17 protein-coding genes, 1 tRNA gene and 2 pseudogenes are annotated in these 22,447 nt (G+C 42.1%); 13 read left to right on the top strand and 7 right to left on the bottom strand.

The genetic code is table 11. The features are described from left to right. Positions 1-665: pseudogene (locus tag DP117_RS25170) on the top strand (glycosyltransferase); the annotation flags it as partial. A gap of 76 nt (positions 666-741) precedes the next feature. Here the strand turns inward: DP117_RS25170 and DP117_RS25175 are convergent. Then, the gene (locus tag DP117_RS25175) at positions 742-4,323 is read right to left on the bottom strand and encodes an ATP-binding protein (RefSeq protein ID WP_169220983.1); all 3,582 of its coding nucleotides are present in this window, start codon (positions 4,321-4,323) and stop codon (positions 742-744) included. A gap of 1,294 nt (positions 4,324-5,617) precedes the next feature. Here DP117_RS25175 and DP117_RS25180 point away from each other — a divergent pair. From DP117_RS25180 to DP117_RS25210, 7 genes are all read left to right on the top strand, one after another. Next, positions 5,618-5,944 (top strand): circadian clock protein KaiA, encoded by a 327-nt coding sequence (locus DP117_RS25180; RefSeq protein WP_169220969.1) that lies wholly within the window; start codon positions 5,618-5,620, stop codon positions 5,942-5,944. Between the two features lie 98 nt (positions 5,945-6,042). Next, positions 6,043-6,366, top strand: a complete 324-nt coding sequence (gene kaiB / locus DP117_RS25185) for a circadian clock protein KaiB (RefSeq protein WP_169220970.1) — start codon at positions 6,043-6,045, stop codon at positions 6,364-6,366. 87 nt (positions 6,367-6,453) lie between these two features. Continuing rightward, entirely contained in the window at positions 6,454-8,013 is a 1,560-nt protein-coding gene (gene kaiC, locus DP117_RS25190) for a circadian clock protein KaiC (protein ID WP_169220971.1), read from the top strand. Positions 8,014-8,084: 71 nt separating this feature from the next. Then, the gene (locus DP117_RS25195; RefSeq protein WP_169220972.1) at positions 8,085-10,316 is read left to right on the top strand and encodes a TolC family protein; all 2,232 of its coding nucleotides are present in this window, start codon (positions 8,085-8,087) and stop codon (positions 10,314-10,316) included. A gap of 195 nt (positions 10,317-10,511) precedes the next feature. After that, the gene (locus DP117_RS25200; protein WP_169220973.1) at positions 10,512-10,904 is read left to right on the top strand and encodes a hypothetical protein; all 393 of its coding nucleotides are present in this window, start codon (positions 10,512-10,514) and stop codon (positions 10,902-10,904) included. A 94-nt stretch (positions 10,905-10,998) separates the two neighbouring features. Beyond that, on the top strand, positions 10,999-11,502 hold the full coding sequence (locus tag DP117_RS25205; protein WP_169220974.1) for a hypothetical protein: 504 nt from the start codon (positions 10,999-11,001) through the stop codon (positions 11,500-11,502). A gap of 276 nt (positions 11,503-11,778) precedes the next feature. After that, the gene (locus DP117_RS25210; RefSeq protein WP_169220975.1) at positions 11,779-12,558 is read left to right on the top strand and encodes a photosystem II S4 domain protein; all 780 of its coding nucleotides are present in this window, start codon (positions 11,779-11,781) and stop codon (positions 12,556-12,558) included. Between the two features lie 28 nt (positions 12,559-12,586). Here DP117_RS25210 and DP117_RS25215 read toward each other — a convergent pair whose 3' ends face one another. After that, entirely contained in the window at positions 12,587-13,372 is a 786-nt protein-coding gene (locus DP117_RS25215; RefSeq protein ID WP_169220976.1) for an SDR family oxidoreductase, read from the bottom strand. A gap of 288 nt (positions 13,373-13,660) precedes the next feature. Between DP117_RS25215 and DP117_RS25220 the strand changes: the two genes are divergently transcribed. Beyond that, positions 13,661-13,734, top strand: a tRNA-Val gene (locus tag DP117_RS25220). 546 nt (positions 13,735-14,280) lie between these two features. After that, positions 14,281-14,637 carry a hypothetical protein gene (locus tag DP117_RS25225; RefSeq protein ID WP_169220977.1) on the top strand — a complete coding sequence of 119 codons (357 nt, stop codon included), beginning with the start codon at positions 14,281-14,283 and terminating at the stop codon, positions 14,635-14,637. A gap of 171 nt (positions 14,638-14,808) precedes the next feature. Here DP117_RS25225 and DP117_RS25230 read toward each other — a convergent pair whose 3' ends face one another. From DP117_RS25230 to DP117_RS25245, 4 genes are all read right to left on the bottom strand, one after another. After that, positions 14,809-15,108: a hypothetical protein gene (locus DP117_RS25230; protein WP_211176332.1), complete on the bottom strand. Its 300-nt coding sequence runs from the start codon at positions 15,106-15,108 to the stop codon at positions 14,809-14,811. A gap of 360 nt (positions 15,109-15,468) precedes the next feature. Next, positions 15,469-15,960: a hypothetical protein gene (locus tag DP117_RS25235; protein ID WP_169220978.1), complete on the bottom strand. Its 492-nt coding sequence runs from the start codon at positions 15,958-15,960 to the stop codon at positions 15,469-15,471. Positions 15,961-16,244: 284 nt separating this feature from the next. After that, a complete protein-coding gene (locus DP117_RS25240) occupies positions 16,245-18,398 on the bottom strand; it encodes a pentapeptide repeat-containing protein (protein ID WP_169220979.1) in 2,154 nt (717 codons plus the stop codon). Between the two features lie 58 nt (positions 18,399-18,456). After that, complete coding sequence (locus DP117_RS25245) at positions 18,457-18,801, bottom strand: hypothetical protein (RefSeq protein WP_169220980.1); 345 nt, start codon at positions 18,799-18,801, stop codon at positions 18,457-18,459. A gap of 421 nt (positions 18,802-19,222) precedes the next feature. On the opposite strand from DP117_RS25245, the gene DP117_RS25250 reads away from it, so the two are divergent. Then, the gene (locus DP117_RS25250) at positions 19,223-19,657 is read left to right on the top strand and encodes a hypothetical protein (protein WP_211176333.1); all 435 of its coding nucleotides are present in this window, start codon (positions 19,223-19,225) and stop codon (positions 19,655-19,657) included. 293 nt (positions 19,658-19,950) lie between these two features. Here the strand turns inward: DP117_RS25250 and mtnA are convergent, their stop codons facing one another. Further along, complete coding sequence (mtnA, locus tag DP117_RS25255; protein ID WP_169220981.1) at positions 19,951-21,012, bottom strand: S-methyl-5-thioribose-1-phosphate isomerase; 1,062 nt, start codon at positions 21,010-21,012, stop codon at positions 19,951-19,953. A gap of 402 nt (positions 21,013-21,414) precedes the next feature. Here mtnA and DP117_RS25260 point away from each other — a divergent pair, with 402 nt between their 5' ends. Continuing rightward, a complete protein-coding gene (locus DP117_RS25260) occupies positions 21,415-21,768 on the top strand; it encodes a hypothetical protein (protein ID WP_169220982.1) in 354 nt (117 codons plus the stop codon). Positions 21,769-21,832: 64 nt separating this feature from the next. Further along, a pseudogene (locus tag DP117_RS25265) lies at positions 21,833-22,447 on the top strand (hypothetical protein); the annotation flags it as partial.

Consider the following 22,447-nt stretch of genomic DNA (forward strand, 5'->3'; position numbering starts at 1 on the left):
GGTCCCCTCTGGGGTTGGGGGCTGTAGGGGAAAAAAATGTTTCCTCATCTGTTCATCGTCCACTCTTGTGGACAGGTTGGGTGAATGTAATATTTATATCAGTGTTGGGAATAGCAATGTTTTACGTTCCTCAGATCATAGGAAGCGATCCCGCTGCACCCAACTTTCGCCAGTTGCTTCAACAGTCAGGTTTATCAGTTTTGGGGGGTGTGATTTGGCTGCTTTGTGCTGTCTTGGTAGCAGCAATGCTTGTGCGTCGTCGTTATCAACCAATGTTAATGGTGAATGTGTTGGGGTTTGCAGCGTTTTTGGTTTTTGTCCTCACACCTTGTTTGTTTTTGATGGATCAGGAACGTCAGCTACCTTTACGGGAATTATCTGCGATCGCAGTACAAGCACAAAAACCCAATGAAGAACTAGTGATGGTAGGCTTCAAAAAACCTACCGTTGTTTTTTATACTCATCGAAATGTCATCTACGTGAAAATGTCTTCGGCTGCTGAAGAGTACCTTCAAGACAAAGCAGCAAAAAAAGCACAGCCTCCCTCAGTGTTAATTCTTGCTCAGCCGAAGAAGTTTCCAGAAATGGGCTTAAGCTCAACTGATTACGAGAATTTAGGTACAAAGGGAGCCTATCAACTGATTCGAGTTCCTTTTAAGAAATAGCGATAGAAAACTGTCATTTGCGCAGGCTCGCTTTTGCGTGAGACAAAAAAATCTTTATATCAAGAGGTCTAATGAACTAATAACCTTTCAAAGTCTTATTAATTTCGTTTAGCAAATCTTCCATTGATATAGAGCGAGGCAAAATTTTGGAAGTCATAGTGCTGACTACAGTTTCTATCGATTCCAATTTTTCATCTGTATTTTTTTGGGAAATATTATTTTGCTTATCTTCAACTTCATTAGAATTTAATCGTTGGTCAAGTAGCAAAACTGGTGGTAAGTTGAAAGGCAACTGTCCCAACATTTGGAGAGCTGAGTACATTTCTTTTTGGATGCAAGACTCTCCTAAACAAATGAGCAGTAAGTCAACACTTTGGTGGCGAATTTGCTGTAGCAATTCTGCCCAAGACCGACTCATGGATGCTTTGAAGCCACCTGTTTGCAGGTACTGAATCAAAGCTTGAAACCACTCAGAGCCACGAGAAATCGTTAAAGGACATGGAGTCTTTTCCCCAGCAATAGAGCAATTTAATGAGGAGTTTTTTTCTATGCGATAACTTCTCACTTGCTTGTGTCTTGCATCTGGTAAATCTGGCAGTATGCCTAAATCCACCACTAAGATGTTGGGTGGGCAGTAGGATACATCAGATGCTATTTGCATAACTGACAATAAAGCATCTATTTGAGCGCTACCACTTTTATCTGTACCTAATGGCGTTAAGCAAGGGAACACAGAAAGCCCAGCCATCTGAGAAGCCGCTTGCGTGGTTGACACATTAAAGGTGACAAGCGGTAGTTTTGCTAAACGGGGGTTCTGACTGAGTTCTTGTAGCAAAGCTTCGGCGGCTGGCATTTCTAAATCCAGCAAAACAACATCAAATTGCCAAACCCGAGATAGCAGTTCTGCCTGATCCAGGTTATCGACTTCTATAACCCGATGCTGTTGAAGTAACGGGTGCGAAGTCAAAGATTCACCCTCAAGATTCACTAATCTTAAAATTTTGAGTGGTGTTTTGTTATGGAGAATTTCTTCGTCATCTAATTTTTGCTGCTTTCCTTCTGGGGCAATATATAAACTTTCTATCAGCGGTGTTAAGACTTGATGCTGGACTGGTAAGCTCAAGAAACCATCTGCTTGGTTGGCAAACGCTTGCTCTTTTTCAGCTGCTGTTGCTGTCACAATGATGGGAATATGACGAGTTGCGACATCAGATTTGAGTAAGGTTAGTACATCCCAACCTGACAGCAAGGGGAGCAAGGGATTAAGGAAGATAGCTTTGGGTTGCAAGCGCCGAGCTTTTTCTATCGCTTCACATCCTGAGCGAGCAATCACGACTCGATAACCCAAACCTGTCAGCTGTTCGGTCAAATCCTCTATATAGCGAGCGACTGCTTCTACAATCAACACGAGCGATTTAGAAGAAGTCAGCTGATGGGCTGTAGATGCCTGGAAGGCGTCTTCCCGTGATGCCCAAGGCGACTTGCTGCAGACGCCTGTCAGGTTATTTCTCGTAGAGCAGGGTGTTGAGTTGATGGATTGTAGATGCCTAGAGGACGGCTTTTTATGAAGCCCAAAGGGGTTTCCTGCAGACGCTCGTAAAGCAGCTTCTTGTGGAATTGGGTTAGGTTGAGTTGATGGGGTTGTAGGATGACGGGGTGCAAAAGAAATTCTTCCCATCTCCTCATCTGTGACTCTTGCCAATTCTTTGGGAGGACTGGGTGGAAGCAGTAGTGTAAACTGGCTACCTTTGCCTTCACGCGACAAGAAGCTGACATCACCACCGTGGAGACGAGCAAGAGCTCTAGTTAAGACAAGTCCTAAACCTGTTCCTTCATGCTGACGGGTGAGAGGATTTTCCAGTTGTTGGAATTTTTGAAAGATTAAATGCTGCTGATGTTCTGGAATCCCAATGCCTGTATCCCAAACTGTAAAGGCAATCCAACCTTCCCAATGATTAATCCACAGCCCAATTTCACCACCTGTCTCAGTAAATTTGAAGGCATTGGAAAGCAGGTGTACCAGCATCTGGCGCAAGCGCAATTCATCCGCCACAATTTGGTCTAAACCTGGTTCTATTGAGAAGGTGAATTGGTGTTCTTGTGGAGGCGGACTTTGAGCTTGGGAATTTGATGAAGTTTTGTGAGTTTGGCTGTGAATAGCTTTTGCCTCAGACACAGCACGCTCACACACTGTCTGAATGTTGACGTTGGCGAGCGTTAACTCCATTTGCCCCGTCTCCATACGGGTTAAATCCAAAATATCATTGACCACACTCATCAGGTGGCGTCCACTTTGGTGAATCAGTCCTGCATAACGGGCTTGACGCTCGTTTAATGCTCCCAACTGCTGATCCACCAGCAACCGCGATAACCCTAAAACGGCAGTTAGAGGTGTTTTGAGTTCATGACTAATACAAGCTAAAAACTCATCTTTTAACCGATTGAGTTGAATTAAATCGGCATTCTTCGCCGCCAGTTCTTTGCAAAGCTGCTGCTGTTCTGTGACGTCAGTCGCTAGCATGAGCCACAAATCACCACCAGGTGGTGAGTCTTTATTGACAAGAGGTGTTTTTAAATCAGTATTGAGGACTTTTAACTCAGGACTATCTAAGGGTATTTTGGCAAACTGCCAAATTCGCTCTTGACCATTTTGCACTTCTACTATGCAGGTACAAGTCCCTAACTGGCTATCTAAAAAGCAGCGATTTGGTGCAGAATTTTCTATAAAAGCCTGCTCTTGAAGATCATAAGTGTGAGACGCCGTCAGTGTTGAGCGAGGTGAGATACCTTTTTGAGGTATCACTTCATTAACAGAGGCAGAAGAATTTTTTTCACGGTTATGGTGATTGCTGTTGCCAAAGGAATATACTTTGGCTGCTGTTTGAGCCGCATATTGTAATGTTTTGGATGAAACATTTGCTAAAATTGCTTCTACTTGTCGCCTGATTCCTTCTGGATCTTTTAGTGCTCCTAATTGCTGCCACCAAGCTGGGTTTTGCGTCACGACTTCACCATTGCCTGTTTGTAGCATTAACGGCCAAGGCAATCGTTCTAATAACTGCACAAGTGGCTTACATTCTCGTCTTTGATCGCCGATCTGAGTTCCACCAGTCGTTGCCCTAACTCCAGCGACTTTGGTATAATCACCAAAAGTTTGTGCTGATGACTTTTGAACTGTTTTCCTTGAATTTGTGCGCTTAGTCCCCTTATGACTGTCAGTTGCCAATTTTTGAGTTGCCAAAAGCTGCAACAAGCGCGAGCTATCCATAAGCCCCAAAAACTTACCACTTGAGTCAACTAGTGCCCAATCTAAATTCGTGTTTGCTTGGCTTTGCTGGGAACCAAGCAACGAACTCAAATGCTCGACACTCAAAGAAGCTGGTATTGCCTGTATGGGTTCAATAAAGCTTTGATCGAGCGTCGAAAGGGGTTGTTGTAAATCTAAATATTTAGAATGACTTTGGCCTTGATTTGCTGTCAGTAATTGTGGTAGTAAACGGGCAGAGTAAACCAAGCCTACTAAGCATTTGTGCTTATCCAGGACTGCCAGGCGATCGCACTGCTGTTGTTGAAAAATCTGCAGCACAATCGCCAGAGTAGCTGTTTCTACGCAGCTAGGCACGGTTGCTATAAAGTCATAAAGCGGGTATTGTAGCATTGACATATGGCAAGATGGTCACTCTTTTAAAGGGTTGCGCTTCCGGCACCACCAGCTAACTGCCAAAGAAGCTTTGGGTGTTTACACATGAAGCTATCTCCTCTAAGAGGACTGACTCTAGCATTCTAATTGTAAATTGAATGCTTTAGAGACAAAGAGCTTCTTCCTTTGCGGACAATGTTTTTGCCAGCAAGAATGGTCATAGAGCAGCATTTTTTGCTGCCTGGCAGTAAGGATGTGAATCCAGGAACTGCACTTAGCTGCCAATCTTTGAAGAAGCTCCCCGAATAATTTGGGGAAGCCCTTGGGGTTTCGCAGTCGCCTACAGAGGCTTTCGCTCCTGTGGCGCTGTCTAACCGCTCTTAGGTATTACGGGCATCCACACCAGTGTTTTCCTAGTGTTGAAACTCATAATCGATAGCGACAGCTACGACAATTATGGCCCCAAAGATTCGCTATAGAACCTTTAGGAATTATAATGATTTGGAACGCGACAATCGTTCATGTTGGTTTAAGTATCTTATTGATAAGCAAAGTAAGGAAATCTGTAATTAGGTAGATATGAATGTGTGAATGACGAACAAAGTACTACGCGAACGACACTTATTAGTGATGGTGACAAATGCCCAACCTGGTTGAACCAAAATCACTCTTACCACAAGAGTGGGCATTCCTCAGCGTTTGTGGTCAACGGCAATCATTGTGGATTTGTTCAAAAATCATGCCTATTTCTATAGGAAACACTCCTCAAGAAGCTACCAGGCTTTCTTCATTCAGTAACAGCAACAAATTGTTAATTTTTTAGTTTAAGCTATTGACACACAAGGCAGTCATTAGTCGTGAATCATTGGTTAAAATTTTCAAGTCTTTTTACATTTCTTAACGTGGCTGGTCTTGATTTCTACCTATCTACTTATTGACAACAAAAATGTTTTCTCATTCATCAACCAATAGCGTTCATTATAATAATTGTTTTTGGAGATTTCACACATGTCAAGACAAAGTAGCATTTGAGCAAGCGCTCTACTTTGAGAGTCACCTGAAGGTCAGCGACTGGGGTGCATACTGAGAAAAGCTCCTCTTTGAGTAGACTGACTTTCTCGTTGGGCAACGTCAAAACAAGAGTGATAGTTCTTGCAAATTATCTTATCAGCTACTGTATTGGGTTATCAATAGGGAGGAAAATTTAGTGTTTGCTCAACTAGCTGCTAGAAAATGTGAATAAAATATTAAGCTTGAATTGTTTCTATGCTATTAAATGCCACAAGCTAAAAACCACCAGTTTTTTTAACAAATGACGACGAGAGCCGAAGACCAGGCACTGTTGCGACAACTCAAATCAGACTACCGCCATATTCTTATCAATTACTTTACCACTACAGACAAAATACTGAAAGATAGGATTGATAAATTTATCAATGCAGTATTTTATGCTAATATTCCTGTGCCGCGAATTATAGAAATTCATATGGAACTCATCGACGAATTTTCCAAACAGCTAAAATTGGAAGGACGGAGTGAGGAAGCATTACTGGATTACCGTTTAACATTGATTGATATACTGGCCCATTTGTGTGAACTCTACCGTTGTTCGATTTCTAAAGAGGATAACTTCATCTAAATTCAGTTGTTCTATAGATAGAAATCGCCTTTTTGAATTTTACCAAAGTTAATCAAAGTACAATACGGTTCTGTCTGTACTTATGTCCTGTACCTAATATGAATCAACCACGAAAAACTTATGTTCTCAAACTTTATGTTGCAGGGAACACCACAAACTCAGTACGGGCATTAAAAATACTCAAAAACATTCTGGAACAAGAGTTTCAGGGCGTTTATGCTTTAAAAGTGATTGATGTGCTCAAGAATCCACAACTGGCGGAAGAAGATAAGATATTAGCGACACCGACATTATCCAAAATTTTGCCTCCACCAGTGCGGAGAATCATCGGAGATCTTTCTGACAGAGAAAAAGTATTAATTGGATTGGATTTACTTTATGAAGAATTGAGCGAAGATGAGCAAGAGCTATTTGAAGAGTAAATAGAAGAGTAAGATTTATCATTTATCTTTCAGTCAGACACACTTTCATAAAAAACTGGGTTTCCTTCCGATTTGTAAAAGTCAACCATGAGTGAGAAAGAAAAATTAGAACCAAACAAGACACTAACACAAGGTGTAGAAAAAATTCGGACAATGATAGAGGGCTTTGACGATATAAGTCATGGTGGCTTACCAGCAGGAAGAACAACCTTAGTTAGTGGTACCTCTGGAACTGGTAAAACTTTATTTTCTCTTCAATTTCTTTATAGTGGGATTACCTACTTTGATGAATCAGGAGTCTTTGTTACATTTGAAGAATCTCCTAGTGATATTATTAAAAATGCTGGTATTTTTGGCTGGAACTTAGAACGTCTTATCAATGAAGGAAAGTTATTTATACTTGATGCTTCTCCCGATCCAGAGGGACAAGATGTCGTTGGCAACTTCGACCTTTCTGCCCTGATTGAGCGTTTGCAATATGCGATTCGTAAGTATAAGGCAAAACGCATTTCGATTGACTCAGTAACAGCAGTCTTTCAACAGTATGAAGCTGTAGGAGTTGTGCGGCGAGAAATATTTCGTCTGGTTGCTCGTCTTAAACTACTCAATGTCACCACAATTATAACGACAGAACGCACAGAAGAATATGGACCGGTTGCTTGTTTTGGGGTAGAGGAATTTGTTTCCGATAATGTGGTGATTGTGCGAAATGTTTTAGAAGGAGAACGTCGCCGTCGCACAATTGAAATCCTCAAACTGCGTGGTACAACACATATGAAAGGTGAATATCCTTTTACAATTACCAATGCAGGAGTGAATATTTTCCCATTGGGAGCAATGCGCTTAACTCAACGATCTTCAAATGTAAGAGTTTCTTCTGGCGTTACAACCTTAGATCAAATGTGTGGCGGTGGTTTCTTCAAAGATTCGATTATTCTTGCAACAGGAGCAACTGGTACTGGTAAGACTCTGTTAGTGAGCAAATTTCTGCAAAATGGCTGTGTTAACGGTGAACGGGCAATATTATTTGCTTACGAAGAATCACGCGCACAACTATCTCGCAATGCTTCCTCCTGGGGAATCGAATTTGAGGATTTAGAACGTCAAGGTTTACTCAAAATAATTTGTACATATCCAGAATCAACTGGCTTGGAAGATCATCTGCAAATTATTAAGTCAGAAATTGCTGAATTTAAACCATCTCGTATTGCTATTGATTCTCTTTCTGCACTAGCACGAGGAGTCAGCAATAATGCATTCCGGCAATTTGTGATTGGTGTTACGGGTTATGCGAAGCAAGAAGAAATTACAGGCTTTTTTACCAATACAACTGACCAATTTATGGGTTCGCATTCAATTACAGACTCTCATATTTCTACGATTACAGACACAATTTTGATGTTACAGTATGTCGAAATTCGGGGAGAAATGGCGCGGGCAATCAACGTCTTTAAAATGCGTGGTTCGTGGCATGAGAAGGCGATTCGCGAGTATAATATTACGGCAGACGGTCCCGACATTAAAGATTCTTTCCGTAACTACGAGCGAATTGTCAGTGGTGCTCCTACCCGCGTTACTATCGATGAGAAGGCGGAACTGTCTCGAATTGTCAAAGGATTTCAGGACAACCAGAGTTCCGATTCCTAAACATGGCATCGTGATTTGTTCTCTGGCGAGAAGACAGTTTCAGCCGCTTAATTTTCGTGTGAGGGGATGCGGTGAAAGGACAACAAATATTCAGTAGTTTCTTACCTGGTGTAACAGCAGCAGTATTAGCAACTCAATCTGCTTGGGCTAATCCTGTACCATTCACTGGAGTCAACCTTTTAGCTTCTTCCAGTGCTTTGACTCCCACTTCTGAGCAAATCTCAACTGCTGTTGATATCAAGCAAGTGACTTCCGCTGCTGGTAATAGCTTGCCAGCTACAAGGCAACCGATGGTTGGTTTTATAGGAGATGGTTTAAAATTAATCAGCGGTGGCAATATCGAAGTCATCTTGACTGGAAAAACAGGAATACCAGTCATCGCAAGTTTTGCCAATCAGGTTCAAGGTGTGCTTATGAGCTTTAAACCTACCTCAACGCAAAACACATTGAGAAATAAGATTGGTGACTTTGCGACTAGTACACAAAATACGACTAGTACACAACAACAGAGTTCTCCAACAATTTCTGCAGGAGAATCAAAAAGTACAGTTTTTTCTAATCTTGTTTTCTCTAATCATAGTACCTCAAAACCCGCCTCCTCTATTGAGCAAAAAACATCTTTATTTGGGCAGGTTGCTACAGAGGCTACAGAACAGAAAAGTCCTGCTCGCTTACCAAAAAAGTCACAAAATCCAACCCGTGAGACAGTAGACATTGCCAAGCTGTTAGAAGAGGTGGAGTTATGTCCCGAACAGGCGACGAAAGGTAAAACTCAGGTTGGTCGTTCGGCTTCTGTGTTCATGAAGTCGTCTAGCTGCTTGCAACAAAATGCCACGAAAAAAAATCATATCACAAGAAATCAGGTAGCTCAGGCAGGTTCCCCGACGGCTGCGCCAACACCTGGTGCGCCAACACCTCCCGTGCCAAGAACTCCAATACCAACAGCTCCCGCGCCAACAGGCCCGGTGCAGATCCCTAATTATCTCAAAGGCAACCCAAATCCTCTACAGTTTCCTACCAAACCAGAAGAAGTGAGGGTTCAGGGAACTCAACCGATTACTTTGGCACAGGCTTTGGATATAGCACGACGAAATAATCAGGATTTACAGGCAACATTACTAACTGTTGAGAGCCGTCGAGCTGGCTTGCGGCAGCAACAGGCGGCTTTGTTACCTGATGTCAGTCTCAGTACTAACATAACTCGTACTGGACCTTCTTTTTTAGGGCAACAAACACAAACTTCGACCGGCGAACTACAAGATGTACCCTCTACGACAAATTTCTCTGGTAGCGCGACAATTACGTATCCTCTCTACACCTCTGGACAAACAACAGCCAGCATTCGACAAGCTGAGGAACAGTTACGTTCGGCTGAATTGGATGTTGAGCGTCAATCTGAAGTTATCCGCCTGGATGTCACCAATCAATACTACCAACTGCAAGAAGCAGATGAAAACGTACGTATTCAGCGGTCTGCTGTGGCAAATGCCCAGGCTAGTTTGCGAGATGCACAAGCTTTAGAAAGAGCTGGTGTGAGTACTCGATTCGATGTTCTGAGTGTTCAGGTGGATTTAGCAAATTCGCAACAAGACCTAACAACTGCTCTCTCAAACCAGCGAATTGCTCGTCGTAGATTAGCGCAATTATTGAGTTTGCCGCAGTCAGTTGATATCAGTACGGCAGATCCAGTCGGAATAGCAAGTCTGTGGAATCTTCCGCTACCAGAGACTATTATCCTAGCTTTTAAAAACCGTCCGGAACTGCAACAGAATTTGGCACAACGGAACATTTATGAACAACAGCGACGCCAAGCGCTTGCTGGGCTAGGTCCTCAAGTGAGTTTGGTTGGTAGGTACAGCCTGAGTGATCAGTTTGATGATCGCACAAACTCTAACGATAGCTATTCGCTAGCAGTCCAAGCCAATTTGAATTTGTACGATGGTGGAGCTGCAAGAGCTCAAGCAGCTCAAGCAAAAGCTAATATTCGGATTGCTGAAAATGATTTTGCTAGGCAGCGTAACGAAATTCGCTATCAAATAGAAAATGCCTATTTTCAGTTGCAATCTAACTTGGATAACATTCAAACGGCTGATGTTGCTCTTGAAAACGCTAGACAGAGTTTGTATTTGGCGCGTTTGCGATTTCAAGCAGGTGTGGGCACTCAAACTGAAGTCATTGACGCACAAAATCGCTTAACAGAAGCTGAAGGCAATAGAGTCTCAGCTATTTTGAATTACAATCGCGCTTTGGCTAATTTACAACGACAGGTTACTTCTAGATCTGCAAGTGCAGCTGGTCGATAGTCATCACTCACCTATACATTAGATTCTGGATGACAGACTATAGACTGTAAAAAACTGTAAACTTGTCGCAAAATATGTTAAACATTTAATTTGTTTTTAGAATGTACTCTGCTTTTTCCTGAGGTGTAGCAGAGTACAATCTTTTTATAGTTAAAAGTTTCACAAATCCTTCAGAACTGAATAGAACAAAATCTGATGACGAAAGTTACGGCAAAAGAAATTGCACAGTTTCGCTCTCAAGTTGCAGATGACCTCACGGCGATGGAAGCACTGGATCTCATAGAAGAATGTGACGGAGATTTAGAAGATGCTGCTATAAGTTTAGCTATTCGAGCAGGACAAGAACCAGAAATCGCAAATTCAGAATGGCTTGATGCTTTAGCTCGAAAATGGCGTACCGTTATTTGTCAACAACAATTTCGGGATGATTTGCTCAGCGCCTCAGTTAAAGAAATAATGCAACATTTCAAAACAATATCGACGTTTCCTCACATTTTAGCAACGCCTGTTTTAATATATGTCTTGAAGAAAGATGTGAACAATTTTTGCGAACCTCTTGACTTAGTGCAGGATTGCACAAATTCCTAATATGACAAGGAAAATGAACGCTATCAGCTTTTGGGTGATAATGTGGATCTAATATAAGAGCGTAACAGTATATAAGACTAGAGTTTCAACATCAATGAATTACCTGATTGCCGTTTTACCTGACCGCATGGAAGCAGAAGCTGCTTATCTAGCTTTAGAGAAAGAAAGCATAAAAGCTACAATTCTAGGCAAAGGTTATAAAACTGCTGATGAGTTTGGTTTGATTGACCCCAACGAGCAAGCAAAGAAGCAAACTCAGTTCATGGCATTTTGGCTGGTACCGTTTGGATTTTTTGCTGGTTTTGGTTTTAGCGTCCTCACTGGCTTGGACACTTTTGCTTGGGCTGGTAACATTGGCAATCATATCATTGGTGGACTGTTGGGGGCGATCGCCGGCGCTATGGGTAGTGTGTTTGTCGGTGGTGGAGTTGGTTTATTGCTTGGAAGCGGTGACGCTTTACCTTACCGCAATCGCTTAAATGCTGGCAAATATTTGATTGTCGTTCAAGGATCTGAAATTCTGACTCGTCAAGCAACCCGTGTCTTACGTCAGTTTGAACCAGAAAATATTCAAGGTTACGCTGCGCCCAGTGAATAGTACACAGTACACAGTAAACAGTGATAATTGATGACTCATAACTGCTAACTTGTAACTTGATATACTGCTCGCGGGTAAAATTTGAACTTATGTCATGCTGAACGTAACGCAGTGCAGTGAAGCATCTCGGAGATTCTTCGCTTCGCACCCTGCGGGAAGCCCTTCGGATTCGCAGTCGCCTCTGTCGGGAAACCCTCCTGCAGCGCTGTCTCACCGCAAAGCGTCTACAGAATGACAGTTTTTAGCCGTTTTTAGTATAACTGGTAACTGTTTAAAATGCTGCCAAGAGAAGAACTTTTAAAAGGTGTTGAAAATCGAGATACAATAGCTCGTGTGATTGACCAAGCGGAACTTGCCATCAAAACTTGGGAAGTGGTTTTGACTGATTTTCTGTCTCCTCCAGAGTTAGCAGAAATTCAACAAGTGTTCAGCCGTCTGACAGAGGTGCAGTTGGTGGTTTCGGGTGGATATCCGCAAGCTGAACGTAGAAGAGTGGCGATCGCCCGTTCTGAAATTCCTTTAGATCAATCTCAAGTTGCTCTTGTCGCCTTAGACATAGCTGGAAATTTCCTGTTTGATACCGCGACTCACCGTGACTTTTTGGGCGCAATGCTGGGTACTGGGATTGTCCGCGAAAAAACGGGTGACATTATTGTACTAGGCGAACGAGGAGCACAAGTGATCGTTGTGCCAGAGTTAGCAGAATTTTTGGAAATGAATCTCAAGCAGGTGCGTTCTGTTCCCGTGAAAACTCAGCCGATAGATTTGAGTGAGTTAAAAGTGCGCGAACCGAAGAAAAAAGAACTCACCACTGTAGAAGCTTCTCTAAGATTAGATGCGATCGCCTCTGCTGGTTTTGGAATGTCTCGCAGCAAAATGGTTGAGTTAATTGATGGTGGAGATGTTCGCGTCAACTGGAAAGAAATCACATCTGCAAGTTCTCAAGTCAAAACAGGCGATTTAATCGCCATTCGTAGTAAAGGACGTTTAGAAGTTGGGGAAATTGCTGTTACTAAGAAAGACCGCTATCGTGTGCAGTTAACAAGGTATATGTAAACAGACGCGCCCAGAAAGCGTCTTTTGTTTAAACTGTTTTTGTTTTAAATTGTTTTTCCAAAATATTGAGCAAAATTTTGCGAGGTACAAACGGAGATAGCTTGGTAATTAGGTGGGTTGTCATCCCACCAATAACAACCATTGAATCTCCTCTTTCCAAAGCTTGTAAAGATTCGCGTACCACTTGTTCGCAAGTCGATATTTTATTTGTTTTAGCTGCAAGTGCGGGAGGAAAATTCGCTTCTGTAAAGAAGCCTGTCTCAACTGGTCCTGGGCAAATCACTAAAATGCGAACATTATAATGACGATTTTCTGCCCACAGTGCCTGACTAAAACTGACAATAAATGCTTTACTGGCAGCATACACAGAAAGGTAGGGCATTGGTTGAAATGCAGTCAGGGAAGATACATTAATAATGCTTCCAGAACGACGTTGCCGCATTCCTTGCAAAAATTTATGAGTTAAATCTACTAATGCTAAGATATTCAATTGTACTATCTTAATTTGTCGTTCTTCGTCTTTCTCCGCAAAGTCGCCATATTCAGCAAAACCAGCATTATTAATTAACAAATCAATCGTTAATCCCTTTGCTTGTACTGCATCAAATATATCATGAGTTGCACCTGTTTCTGTGAGGTCTTTAACAAGAGTGTCTACTTGAATTTTGTATTTTTCTTGTAGTTTTTTTGCTAGTTGATTTAATTTTTCTTCAGAACGAGCAACTAAAACAAGATTTGTATTGTGTGCAGCTAACTTTTGGGCAAAGGCTTTACCAATACCACTAGAGGCACCAGTAATTAAAGCAGTTGGCATCTGATACTCAAGATAATTTTTTCAAAAACTCAAAAGCTTATACAGATTCTAACAATCTTATTCAAGACTTCATCTAACTAAAGATGATCTATCAAACTTATTTCATCTACGTTTAGGTATATTAAATATAACTGAAAGTTTATACTATACTGTGATGAATATTTTTCACAATCTGTCCCAAAACTACTTAGATAAGCCTTTTTCTCATCGCCTGCTTCTCTTCGTAGGCAATTTGAACGAATGAGTCTTGGCAATTGTGTTATATCTATGCTATAGTGGTGAAACTGCGGACGTATAGCTCAGTTGGTTAGAGCGCTACGTTGACATCGTAGAGGTCACTGGTTCGAATCCAGTTACGTCCATCTTCGCAGGCACACAACATTTTTTTAGATGACGCAATCATTCTCATCACTAGGAGTGAGTCAGTGTAAGGTTTACACATGCTATTGTGCTTCTAAGGTCATCTTTTTGATGTATCTCATTTCTTGCCTCTGACAAGGAACGCATTTAGTGAAGGCTCTGGCTCAAGCTGATTAAAACGAGGTAAGAGATTCGTACAGTGCATGGGAATGCATAACATAGGAACAACAGAGCCTAAAGTTTTGTCAGATTTAACTTTTATTTAAGTTGATGACATCAATGCCTCCTGAGTGTTCCTTTGCTTAAAAGTTTCTATTTTGCGTTGTGTTTGGACACGCAAAATTCGTAATTCAAATCACAAAACTTTTTTTTTGTCAATATATAATTCCTATTAGTGACTACATGAGTACTCTATTGCGGAATCAAAAAATTATTTAGGTTAATTCCGGAATGACTCTAAATCACCGTGTAGCTACATAGCAATTGAATTTGATTGAACACAACCCCTCAACTAATTTGTATTTTTAACGAGATTCAGAAGAAGTACTATGAACAAGTTCCTACCAATTCAATTAAAATTCAACACTCGTAGCTTGGTAAAATTTAGTTTGCTTTCACTAGCGCTAGTGCTCTCACTAGGAGCATATACTCAGGCTAATGCTCAATCAGTTCCAAAGGAAAAAGTTGAAATCATATCGGTTCCACCACAAGAAGCATACTTTGTAGAAAAGACACAAACACCCTCTCCTAACAATAAGCCTGCTTCAAACGATGGGAAGAATTCTGGCAATAACACTACACTACCCGGTGTTTCCAACAGTTCGGAAAATTTACAGGGTTTTGCCAGAACAACAAATTCTGTGTCTAACAAGAAACAACGTCAAACAGCATATCCCAAACAATAGCAAGCGTACTTCTGACTGAACTGGCTGGCTACATTCCTTAGACTCATAAAAGAAATGGGAATTCCAGCCAATTTTTCTTTGGGGAACTAACAAATACAACTTTCAATATCTCTACAGTCAAAGATCATGTCGTCTAAAACAGCTTCGTAGCAATTGAATGAATGGAAGCTATTAGCTGTTTTCGGAGATATCTACCGGTTTGCCGGTCAAGGTATGCCATTTCTCTTCTTCAATACCTTCATGAGTTGAAACTAACAGCAGCTTACGGTAAGCCCAATAGATACGCAAGAATATCAGACTTAGTACAGTTATCAACCCAATCATCAAAACTGTTCCATAAGCTTTAGAATACCACCATAGTCGTACAAGTACAGTTGAACCCAGTTGTAAAGGCTTCCATAAACGGGAAGTGACCTTTTTGGAATCATCAACGGTAACAGCCAAGGATGTTGCTCTATTTGCAATTGACATTTTTATTACTCCTTGAATACTCAACTAGAGTCAGTCAACTTCTTTTTAAAGTACGGTAAAACGATAGATTTAATGTACTTAACTATCTCATAGCTGGCTGAAAAAAGCAAGATCTAATGCCAGTGACTGCAGGAAAATGCACATACTTTGGAAACTTTACTTAACTTCATATGTCTATATAGTGATACTTTATATAGTTGATCTTTACATAGGTGCTTGTATTTTTAATAAATACTTTGTATATAAAGCGATGATAAATCCACAGGCGTTCTTGAGCAGGGGAGAAAAAGAGTTTTTGGACAATGTTTCCCTCCTGCGCCTCTGCACCTGAAGTCCCTGTGCTGTCTCAACGAATAAATATTAGAATCTCAAACCAACCCCACCTTGCAACGAGAAGGCTGTACCTCCGTCACGCACAGCGTCAAAAGCAATAATAGCGTTACCAAAAATCACAGTATTGCTATTTGGAATGACGTAATCAACTCCTGGTTGTAAGGCAAAGCCAATTTTGTTACCAACAGGGGAAGGTGTATCTCCACCAGCTAAGACAAGTCCAGCTCCTATATAAGCATCGGTTTGCCAGTTGATGGGGTAGTCGTAGGAAACTGTTGGTACAAGAGCGACATTTGAACCAATGAAAGCTTGAGCGCGGAAAGAAACGGGAACTTCAAGAAGCTTATAGCGAGCAGCAATTACTCCTCCAACTCTAGCACCATCGGCAAAACCAACTGCAGGGCCAACACCGACATAGCTACCGTATGCCACTTGAGCTTGTGCTGGTTGGGTAAATTGAGCAAAACTTAAAAGTGAGCCAGCTAAAATAATTGATATTAAGTACTTCAAACGTTTCATTTCCCCGCTCCTCACAAAATTCCTGACTTCATTATTGTAGATTTTATACTTTCTATTAGTTAGAGTCGAATGGCAGGCTCGATAAGACAAAACTCTTTCCCTGACTTGTTTCCAGGCTCCGTCTGAGAAGACTTTATGGGAGGTTGTGCCTCTGGTGAATGGCGTTCCCAGCTTGTAGGCTAGGAACGAAGCTACGGAGGCTCAACAAAGCTTTCTTTGTTAAATCTCCTGGATTCTATCCGTGAAAATATTCTGACTACTGTGTTCTGTGTTCTGAGTTATTCTTAAGGACAACTACGATGGAAACCTCCTTGAGTGCAAATGTAAGCTATTTGCTTAGCATCTAAATTTTTGACTTGAGTGAAATCGACTCCCTCCACAACAGCAGATTGCACGCCAAGAGTTGGGGTTTGCACAAATTGCTCTGTTTGATTTTGTTTACCAGGGGTAAGAATTGCTCCTTGGAAATCAGCTCCTTTAAGATTCGCCCCTCGTAAATCTGCAAGGCTTAAGTCGGCATTTCGCAAATTAGCATTTTCTAGATTGGCAGAACGTAAAACAGCATTAGCAAGGCGAGTCGCGTTCAGATTGGCATGACTAAGATTGCTATGATCCAAATAAGCTCCTGTGAGGTCTGCTCCTTGCCAATCGGTTTTGGTTAGGTTGGCAAATGACAATTGCGTTCCGACTGCAATCACACGACCTAGACGAGCAGCATATAAATCCGCGTCTTTGAGCTGTGCATTGCTCAAGTTGGCTCCTGTCAGACTGACATTTTCCAAAACAGCACCTTGCAAATTGGCTTCCTCTAGCTGGGCGCTACTGAGATTAGAACCAGTTAAACGGGCGTTGACTAAGTTAGCTTTGTTGAGAGTCGCACGGCTCAAATCTGTACGAATCATTAGAACACGGCTGAGGCTCGCTTCCGTAAGATTCGCTTGCGTCATCTTTGCTTGGCTTAAATCAGCAATCCAATCATCGTAGGTATCCCATCGACCATCATTACCAACTCCTCGGAAGCGACTCCCTTTAAAACTGCCAAAGGATAGGTTCGCGGCTTTGAACTTGATTCCCCACAAATCTCTTTTGTCTAACACCAAGTTGAAGGAACTTTGTCCAGAACTGTTTTGACCTAAGTGGATATTGCTGAGATCTAAGGTATTGCTTTTATCGTCATCGACATTCAAAATCTTACTAATTGCATATTGATTTGCTTGCAAACGCTTTTGTAGCACTTCGGGTGGTGAAGCTTTGCCACTCTTTCCAGCCTCTAACTCGCCTGTCAGAAACTGATTCATGCGTTTTAAATCAGGGATGGCATTGAGTCCAACTTCTACCAAAGCTTGCTGAATCGTTTGAACTAAAATCGGGTTAGTTTCCTTAGATAGCAAATCGACAAGGTATTGGATCGCCTGCGAGTCCTTGATAGCACCAATAGCCAAAATTGCTTTCTGGCGTTCGGTGTCTGTAGCGGTAGAGTTAGGATTTAACTGTTTGGTCAGTGCAAGAAATTGTTGGCTGTTGCGTTGCTCGGTGGCTCGCTGATTTCGCAGGATTTGAATGTAAATTTGAGTACTTACTAGAACTGCTAATACGACACTCATGCTCAGAACTGCGACTCCGAGCAGTGTATAATTTGGATTTTGCCGCGTCCATTGCCATAGCTTCGGTTGCTGAGTTGGTTCCTCTTTTGTGATCACAATTGATGCGATCGCCTCTTCCTCATCTTTTTCAGTCCACTGAGACTGATTCCCCTGTGTCTGACGTTGGGACAGTGGTGTCAAGGGTTTGGTAGCATCTACAGTGTAAGTCCCTGCGAGTTTATCGTGTAGAGCACGACGGTTTTGTTGCCAAGGGAAACCTCTAGCTTCTAACACAAGCATGATAGTCACCAAGCTGGTAAAAGCCCCTAAACTCGGAAATAAAAAGCTGTTATGCCAGAGAAAATAAGCAACGGACATCGGCAAACCCCAACGTCCAAGTCCTTCTCGCACTAAAGTTGCCTTCAAACCAGGTGCTTTACCTTCAGCGTTGACAACTTTAATCCCAAGTTGATGTTTCGCTGGTGTGCTACCAGTTTTAGCCAGCATGTACAACTGCCAGCCCGAAACTGTCAACGGTGCTAGCAAAGCGATCGTCCATAATAAATTCGTCGGCCATGCGACGTTCCGGGTACCATAGCTGACAGGCAAAGCTAGCGGGCGGGCGATCGCACGTTCTGTCTGCACTAACAACGGATTCAGTGGGACTCGATTCAAATCGCTTCTAGAATTAGCATATGCACCCATCCCAAAGGGTACCAATCCACTAGTTACAACCAGTGTCATTTCCACTGCCCAAGCAGCAATGCGCCTAGACGCTAAGGGCAATGAGTTGGATTTTCCCGGTTCTTGGGTTCGACTTGATTGATGACTTCTCCTCACGCTTGGGGTTGCCATTTAATAATTCCCTTTAACTTTATTTCTACGCCACTGCTGGTGCATGTTTAAAAATAAACTACTGCTTATTTCGAGAACTATTGGATACTAAAATTTTGTATCCAAGGTACACTAGTATAACCAAGAGTGCCAGACTGATCACAGCCGCTACAAGTTTCAAGACTGCTTGTAGTATGGTAAACCCCAGCACTAAAGCGACAACAAAAACTATAACCTTTGTCACTCCAGAGAGATGGTGAAAAAAGGTGACAAATCGCACTAAGCGATAGTATAAACTTGGGAGACTGGACTCAGAGGACTTTACGACTATTTGTGAGTGTCGAACTACCAAGGATGAAGTATTAATTTCTGCCTCTAGCTTTTCGAGGCGATGCTTTAAGTCTTCTTCTGGTTGAGCATTCATTTGTTTCTACCTTAGCTTAAACACTTGATAAACAACGAGCCAAATTCCTTTGTTGGTAGTTGTCTTAGTGATTTTAACGGAAGTCTTTGTTTGAAAGATCGCGCTTGGTAGTTAAGAATCCAGCTTTTGGCGTGAGCTTTGCTTAAAGATTCTAATTTTCTTTAATATTTAACCATATAACTAATTATCTATTTATAAAAAAAAAGAAATGATTCAGAAGAGCTTAGCAACAAACATAAATTGTTGTCGTCATCTGATTTTAAAATATTATATGTACCTAATGATTGCACCAGAAAAAGTTGGGGGAGCCTCTAAAACAAGATCCCAGTCGTGTATTAATATTGACGGGTGGGTGTAGAAAAGCTGGATTTGAGGGCTGGAATTTTATTTCTTGGCAAGTGCCATCACAAGAAATTTGAAGATGCGTAACCAATTTCAAGTTGTTCCCGCAGGGTTAGCTATAAGCTTAGTTCTCACCAATACTCATGTTGCCCAGGCACAAATTGTGCAAATTACTTCTAATTTGCAGCCAGATCCACTGATTGTCAATGGTACGTCTGGGGGATCACTCGCAAGTAAATGTGGCAATATTGCCACTAAACCCAATCAAGTCATACAAGTCAGACAATCACTACCCTATCTGCGATTAACAGTTGAAAGTGGAGGACAACCGACTTTATTTATTGATGGCCCTGGAGGACGCTTCTGTGTCTTGCCAGATAGTTACTCTGGAGGCAAGCCAGAAATTTCTGGTTTTTGGCAGGCTGGAAACTACTCTTTGTATGTAGGAGAGTTATCCAAAGGACAGCATAATTATACTCTATCAATTTCGCAACAAAAGATGCCTAACAAATAATCAGGAGTCAGGAGTCAGGAGTCAGGAGTCAGGAGTCGTGACGTCAGGAGTCAGGAGTCAGGAGTCAGGAGTCGTGACGTCAGGAGTCAGGAGGAAGAATGGCTTCTTCACCCAAGCTGAATTCTTCTTGAGATTCAGCAATTGTGTTAGTAGCTTGGGACGCAGTCCATTCTGGCTTAGTGACTCCCTGTTAACTTTTTTCTGCTGTCATAGGAGGAGATGGATGTTTCCCGTCATCGGGAAACATCTTCAAATGGTTTTGGGCTTCGTGTTCTGTTTGATAAAATAGTCGTTCACACAACTTGCTTGAGCCGGGATTTTGTTAACTCTCCTGGAGGAAACACCCCATTCTCTGTGATGATTGCTGTAATCACATCAGCTGGTGTGACGTCAAAAGCCGGGTTGTAAAATTCGACGCCACCTGGTGTGAGGATAGTGCTACCAACTTGATAGATTTCCTCTGGATTACGCTCTTCAATGGGAATTTCGTTACCATCGACCAAAGAAAAATCTATCGTGGAAAGGGGTGCAGCAACGTAGAAAGGAATGTTATGTGCTTGAGCGACAAGTGCTAAACTGTACGTCCCAATTTTATTTGCTGTATCTCCGTTTGCAGCTATTCTATCAGCACCAACGACGACGAGATCAATCAAGCCTTGCTTCATGCAATGAGCTGCCATGCTGTCAGTGATCAGCGTCACTGGAATGCCTTCTTGGATACATTCCCAGGTTGTTAATTTTGCACCTTGCAAACGAGGACGAGTTTCGTCAGCGAACACCCGTGCTAAACGTCCTTCTCGAAAAGCAGAACGCACAACACCCAAAGCAGTTCCGTAGCCTGCGGTTGCAAGTGCTCCAGCGTTGCAATGAGTTAGAATTGTGAGTTTTTCTGGTGTCTTAGGCAAGACTGCTAAACCATTGTCGCCGATTGCGTAGCAAGTTTGCAAATCTTCAGCGTTGATTGAGCGGGCTGTATTTAACAGAGTTTGTTTGATGTCTTCTACTGTTCCAAGAGTTTCATAGGCGATTCTCAGCATTCGTGAAATTGCCCAAAACAAGTTCACTGCTGTCGGACGAGTTGCACCCAAAAGTTGAGCCACTTTCTCTAACTGCTTTAAAAACTCATTGCGATCGCTCGTTTCAATTTCCCTTGCACCAAGATACATTCCATATGCTGCAGCCACCCCGATTGCAGGTGCGCCTCGCACAATCATAGTTTTAATCGCCTGTGCCAAATCTGAGCAGCGATGAATTTCTACAAAGGCATACTCATTCGGTAAGCGGGTTTGGTCAATCAGTGAAACCGAGTTGTTATGCCAAATAACGGGATAAACCTGGTTTGTGGTAGAGTTCATGGAATTGAATGTAATGAATTTTTTCAAATTGTAACGTTAGAAATTCTACAGGTTATATCATATTTTCGTATCTGTACTGACTCTTTATTTTTGAGTGGAATCTTTGTCAATAGCTAAATATCTGAAGAACTTTTTCTTCAGGAAACAGCTTACTGAAGCCTAAATTCCTATGTTTTGAGTTTTCTGGTATGAAAGTTACGATGTTCGTCTTAACAAAAATAAATTTCTGTTAAGAAAAAGATATCTATAATCAGCTTTTGAGAAAAAATTAGATTTTATGCTATTATATGAATAATGGAAAAGGTGTGCGCAGATAAACTCAGCTTCATAACAGCGCAGTTGGTGGTAAAAGGTATCAACATCTTTCTGACGAGTCTTATAGTGTTTGGAACTCGATGACGAGTGTTTGAGACTCGGCGACGAGTGTTTGAGACTCGGCGACGAGTGTTTGAGACTCGACGACGAGTGTTTGAGACTCGACGACGAGTGTTTGAGACTCGACGACGAGTGTTTAGGACTCGACGACGAGTGTTTGAGACTCGACGACGAGTGTTTGAAGTTCGCGCTATATGTTCAAGGCTAATAGCTGAAGATGGATTCGTTTTATTCCACGTTGATTTAACCCCACCCCTCAATCCCCTCCCCTTGCTAAGGGGAGGGGAGGTTTTGGCGTCAGCCAAAGCCGGGGTGGGGTTGCGAGTGTATGACAACGAAGTTAGAAGCGCTATATTCAACAATCTCCGTATATTTCCGTAATCGCGGGCAAGGCGATTGAAGCATCTTATATATACATATAGATATAAAACACCCGCACCTGCCGATGAACGAACAGCGCCAACAAGCTTATCTTGACTTGATTGAAAAACTGCTGAATTGTCCGACTGGAGAAGAACCAGAGATTTTACAGGCGAACCTTGATTTACTTGATGCTGATTTCTTGGAGATGCTGGAAGGCGTGGCGGAGTATATATCACAGCAGGGAGATGAAAATGCTGCAAATTGGTTGAGAAATCTGGCAAATCAGTTGAGGGAAGCGTTGAATTTATCCTCATCAACTGCTGCGAACACTTCAGAAGAGGATTTACAAGCGCATCTGCAATTTTTGATAGAGGTACTGCAAGCAACCGCAGAAAGTGAAGGTGACGCGCAGGTAGTTTACCCGTTGCTGGCAAACAACACACAATATCTCAATCTTAATTTAGCAGAACTCTTGCGGCGTTGGGTGACAAGTAAGCTGGCGGAAGTGGAAACAGATGTAGCACAATCTATCGCCGCATATATTGGCGAGTTTAGTAATCTCATTCAGCAATTCCCCTTGGGTGACAAAGCCAGCAACATGGAAATTGCGATCGCTGGTTATGAAGTCGTGTTAACTGTATTAACCCGCGAAGCGTTTCCCCAAAATTGGGCGATGACGCAAAATAATCTCGCGGCT

Origin of the sequence: Brasilonema sp. UFV-L1, assembly GCF_012912105.1 — a bacterium.
Taxonomy (GTDB): domain Bacteria; phylum Cyanobacteriota; class Cyanobacteriia; order Cyanobacteriales; family Nostocaceae; genus Brasilonema.

What these genes read in the sequence shown, in the direction of transcription:
- DP117_RS25215 (WP_169220976.1), bottom strand. Translation starts at nt 13,372, where the DNA reads ATGCCAACTGCTTTAATTACTGGTGCCTCTAGTGGTATTGGTAAAGCC.
- DP117_RS25235 (WP_169220978.1), bottom strand. Translation starts at nt 15,960, where the DNA reads ATGAAACGTTTGAAGTACTTAATATCAATTATTTTAGCTGGCTCACTT.
- kaiC (WP_169220971.1), top strand. Translation starts at nt 6,454, where the DNA reads ATGAGTGAGAAAGAAAAATTAGAACCAAACAAGACACTAACACAAGGT.
- mtnA (WP_169220981.1), bottom strand. Translation starts at nt 21,012, where the DNA reads ATGAACTCTACCACAAACCAGGTTTATCCCGTTATTTGGCATAACAAC.
- DP117_RS25180 (WP_169220969.1), top strand. Translation starts at nt 5,618, where the DNA reads ATGACGACGAGAGCCGAAGACCAGGCACTGTTGCGACAACTCAAATCA.
- DP117_RS25240 (WP_169220979.1), bottom strand. Translation starts at nt 18,398, where the DNA reads ATGGCAACCCCAAGCGTGAGGAGAAGTCATCAATCAAGTCGAACCCAA.
- DP117_RS25250 (WP_211176333.1), top strand. Translation starts at nt 19,223, where the DNA reads ATGCGTAACCAATTTCAAGTTGTTCCCGCAGGGTTAGCTATAAGCTTA.
- DP117_RS25200 (WP_169220973.1), top strand. Translation starts at nt 10,512, where the DNA reads ATGACGAAAGTTACGGCAAAAGAAATTGCACAGTTTCGCTCTCAAGTT.
- DP117_RS25210 (WP_169220975.1), top strand. Translation starts at nt 11,779, where the DNA reads ATGCTGCCAAGAGAAGAACTTTTAAAAGGTGTTGAAAATCGAGATACA.
- DP117_RS25230 (WP_211176332.1), bottom strand. Translation starts at nt 15,108, where the DNA reads ATGTCAATTGCAAATAGAGCAACATCCTTGGCTGTTACCGTTGATGAT.
- DP117_RS25175 (WP_169220983.1), bottom strand. Translation starts at nt 4,323, where the DNA reads ATGCTACAATACCCGCTTTATGACTTTATAGCAACCGTGCCTAGCTGC.
- kaiB (WP_169220970.1), top strand. Translation starts at nt 6,043, where the DNA reads ATGAATCAACCACGAAAAACTTATGTTCTCAAACTTTATGTTGCAGGG.
- DP117_RS25225 (WP_169220977.1), top strand. Translation starts at nt 14,281, where the DNA reads ATGAACAAGTTCCTACCAATTCAATTAAAATTCAACACTCGTAGCTTG.
- DP117_RS25205 (WP_169220974.1), top strand. Translation starts at nt 10,999, where the DNA reads ATGAATTACCTGATTGCCGTTTTACCTGACCGCATGGAAGCAGAAGCT.
- DP117_RS25245 (WP_169220980.1), bottom strand. Translation starts at nt 18,801, where the DNA reads ATGAATGCTCAACCAGAAGAAGACTTAAAGCATCGCCTCGAAAAGCTA.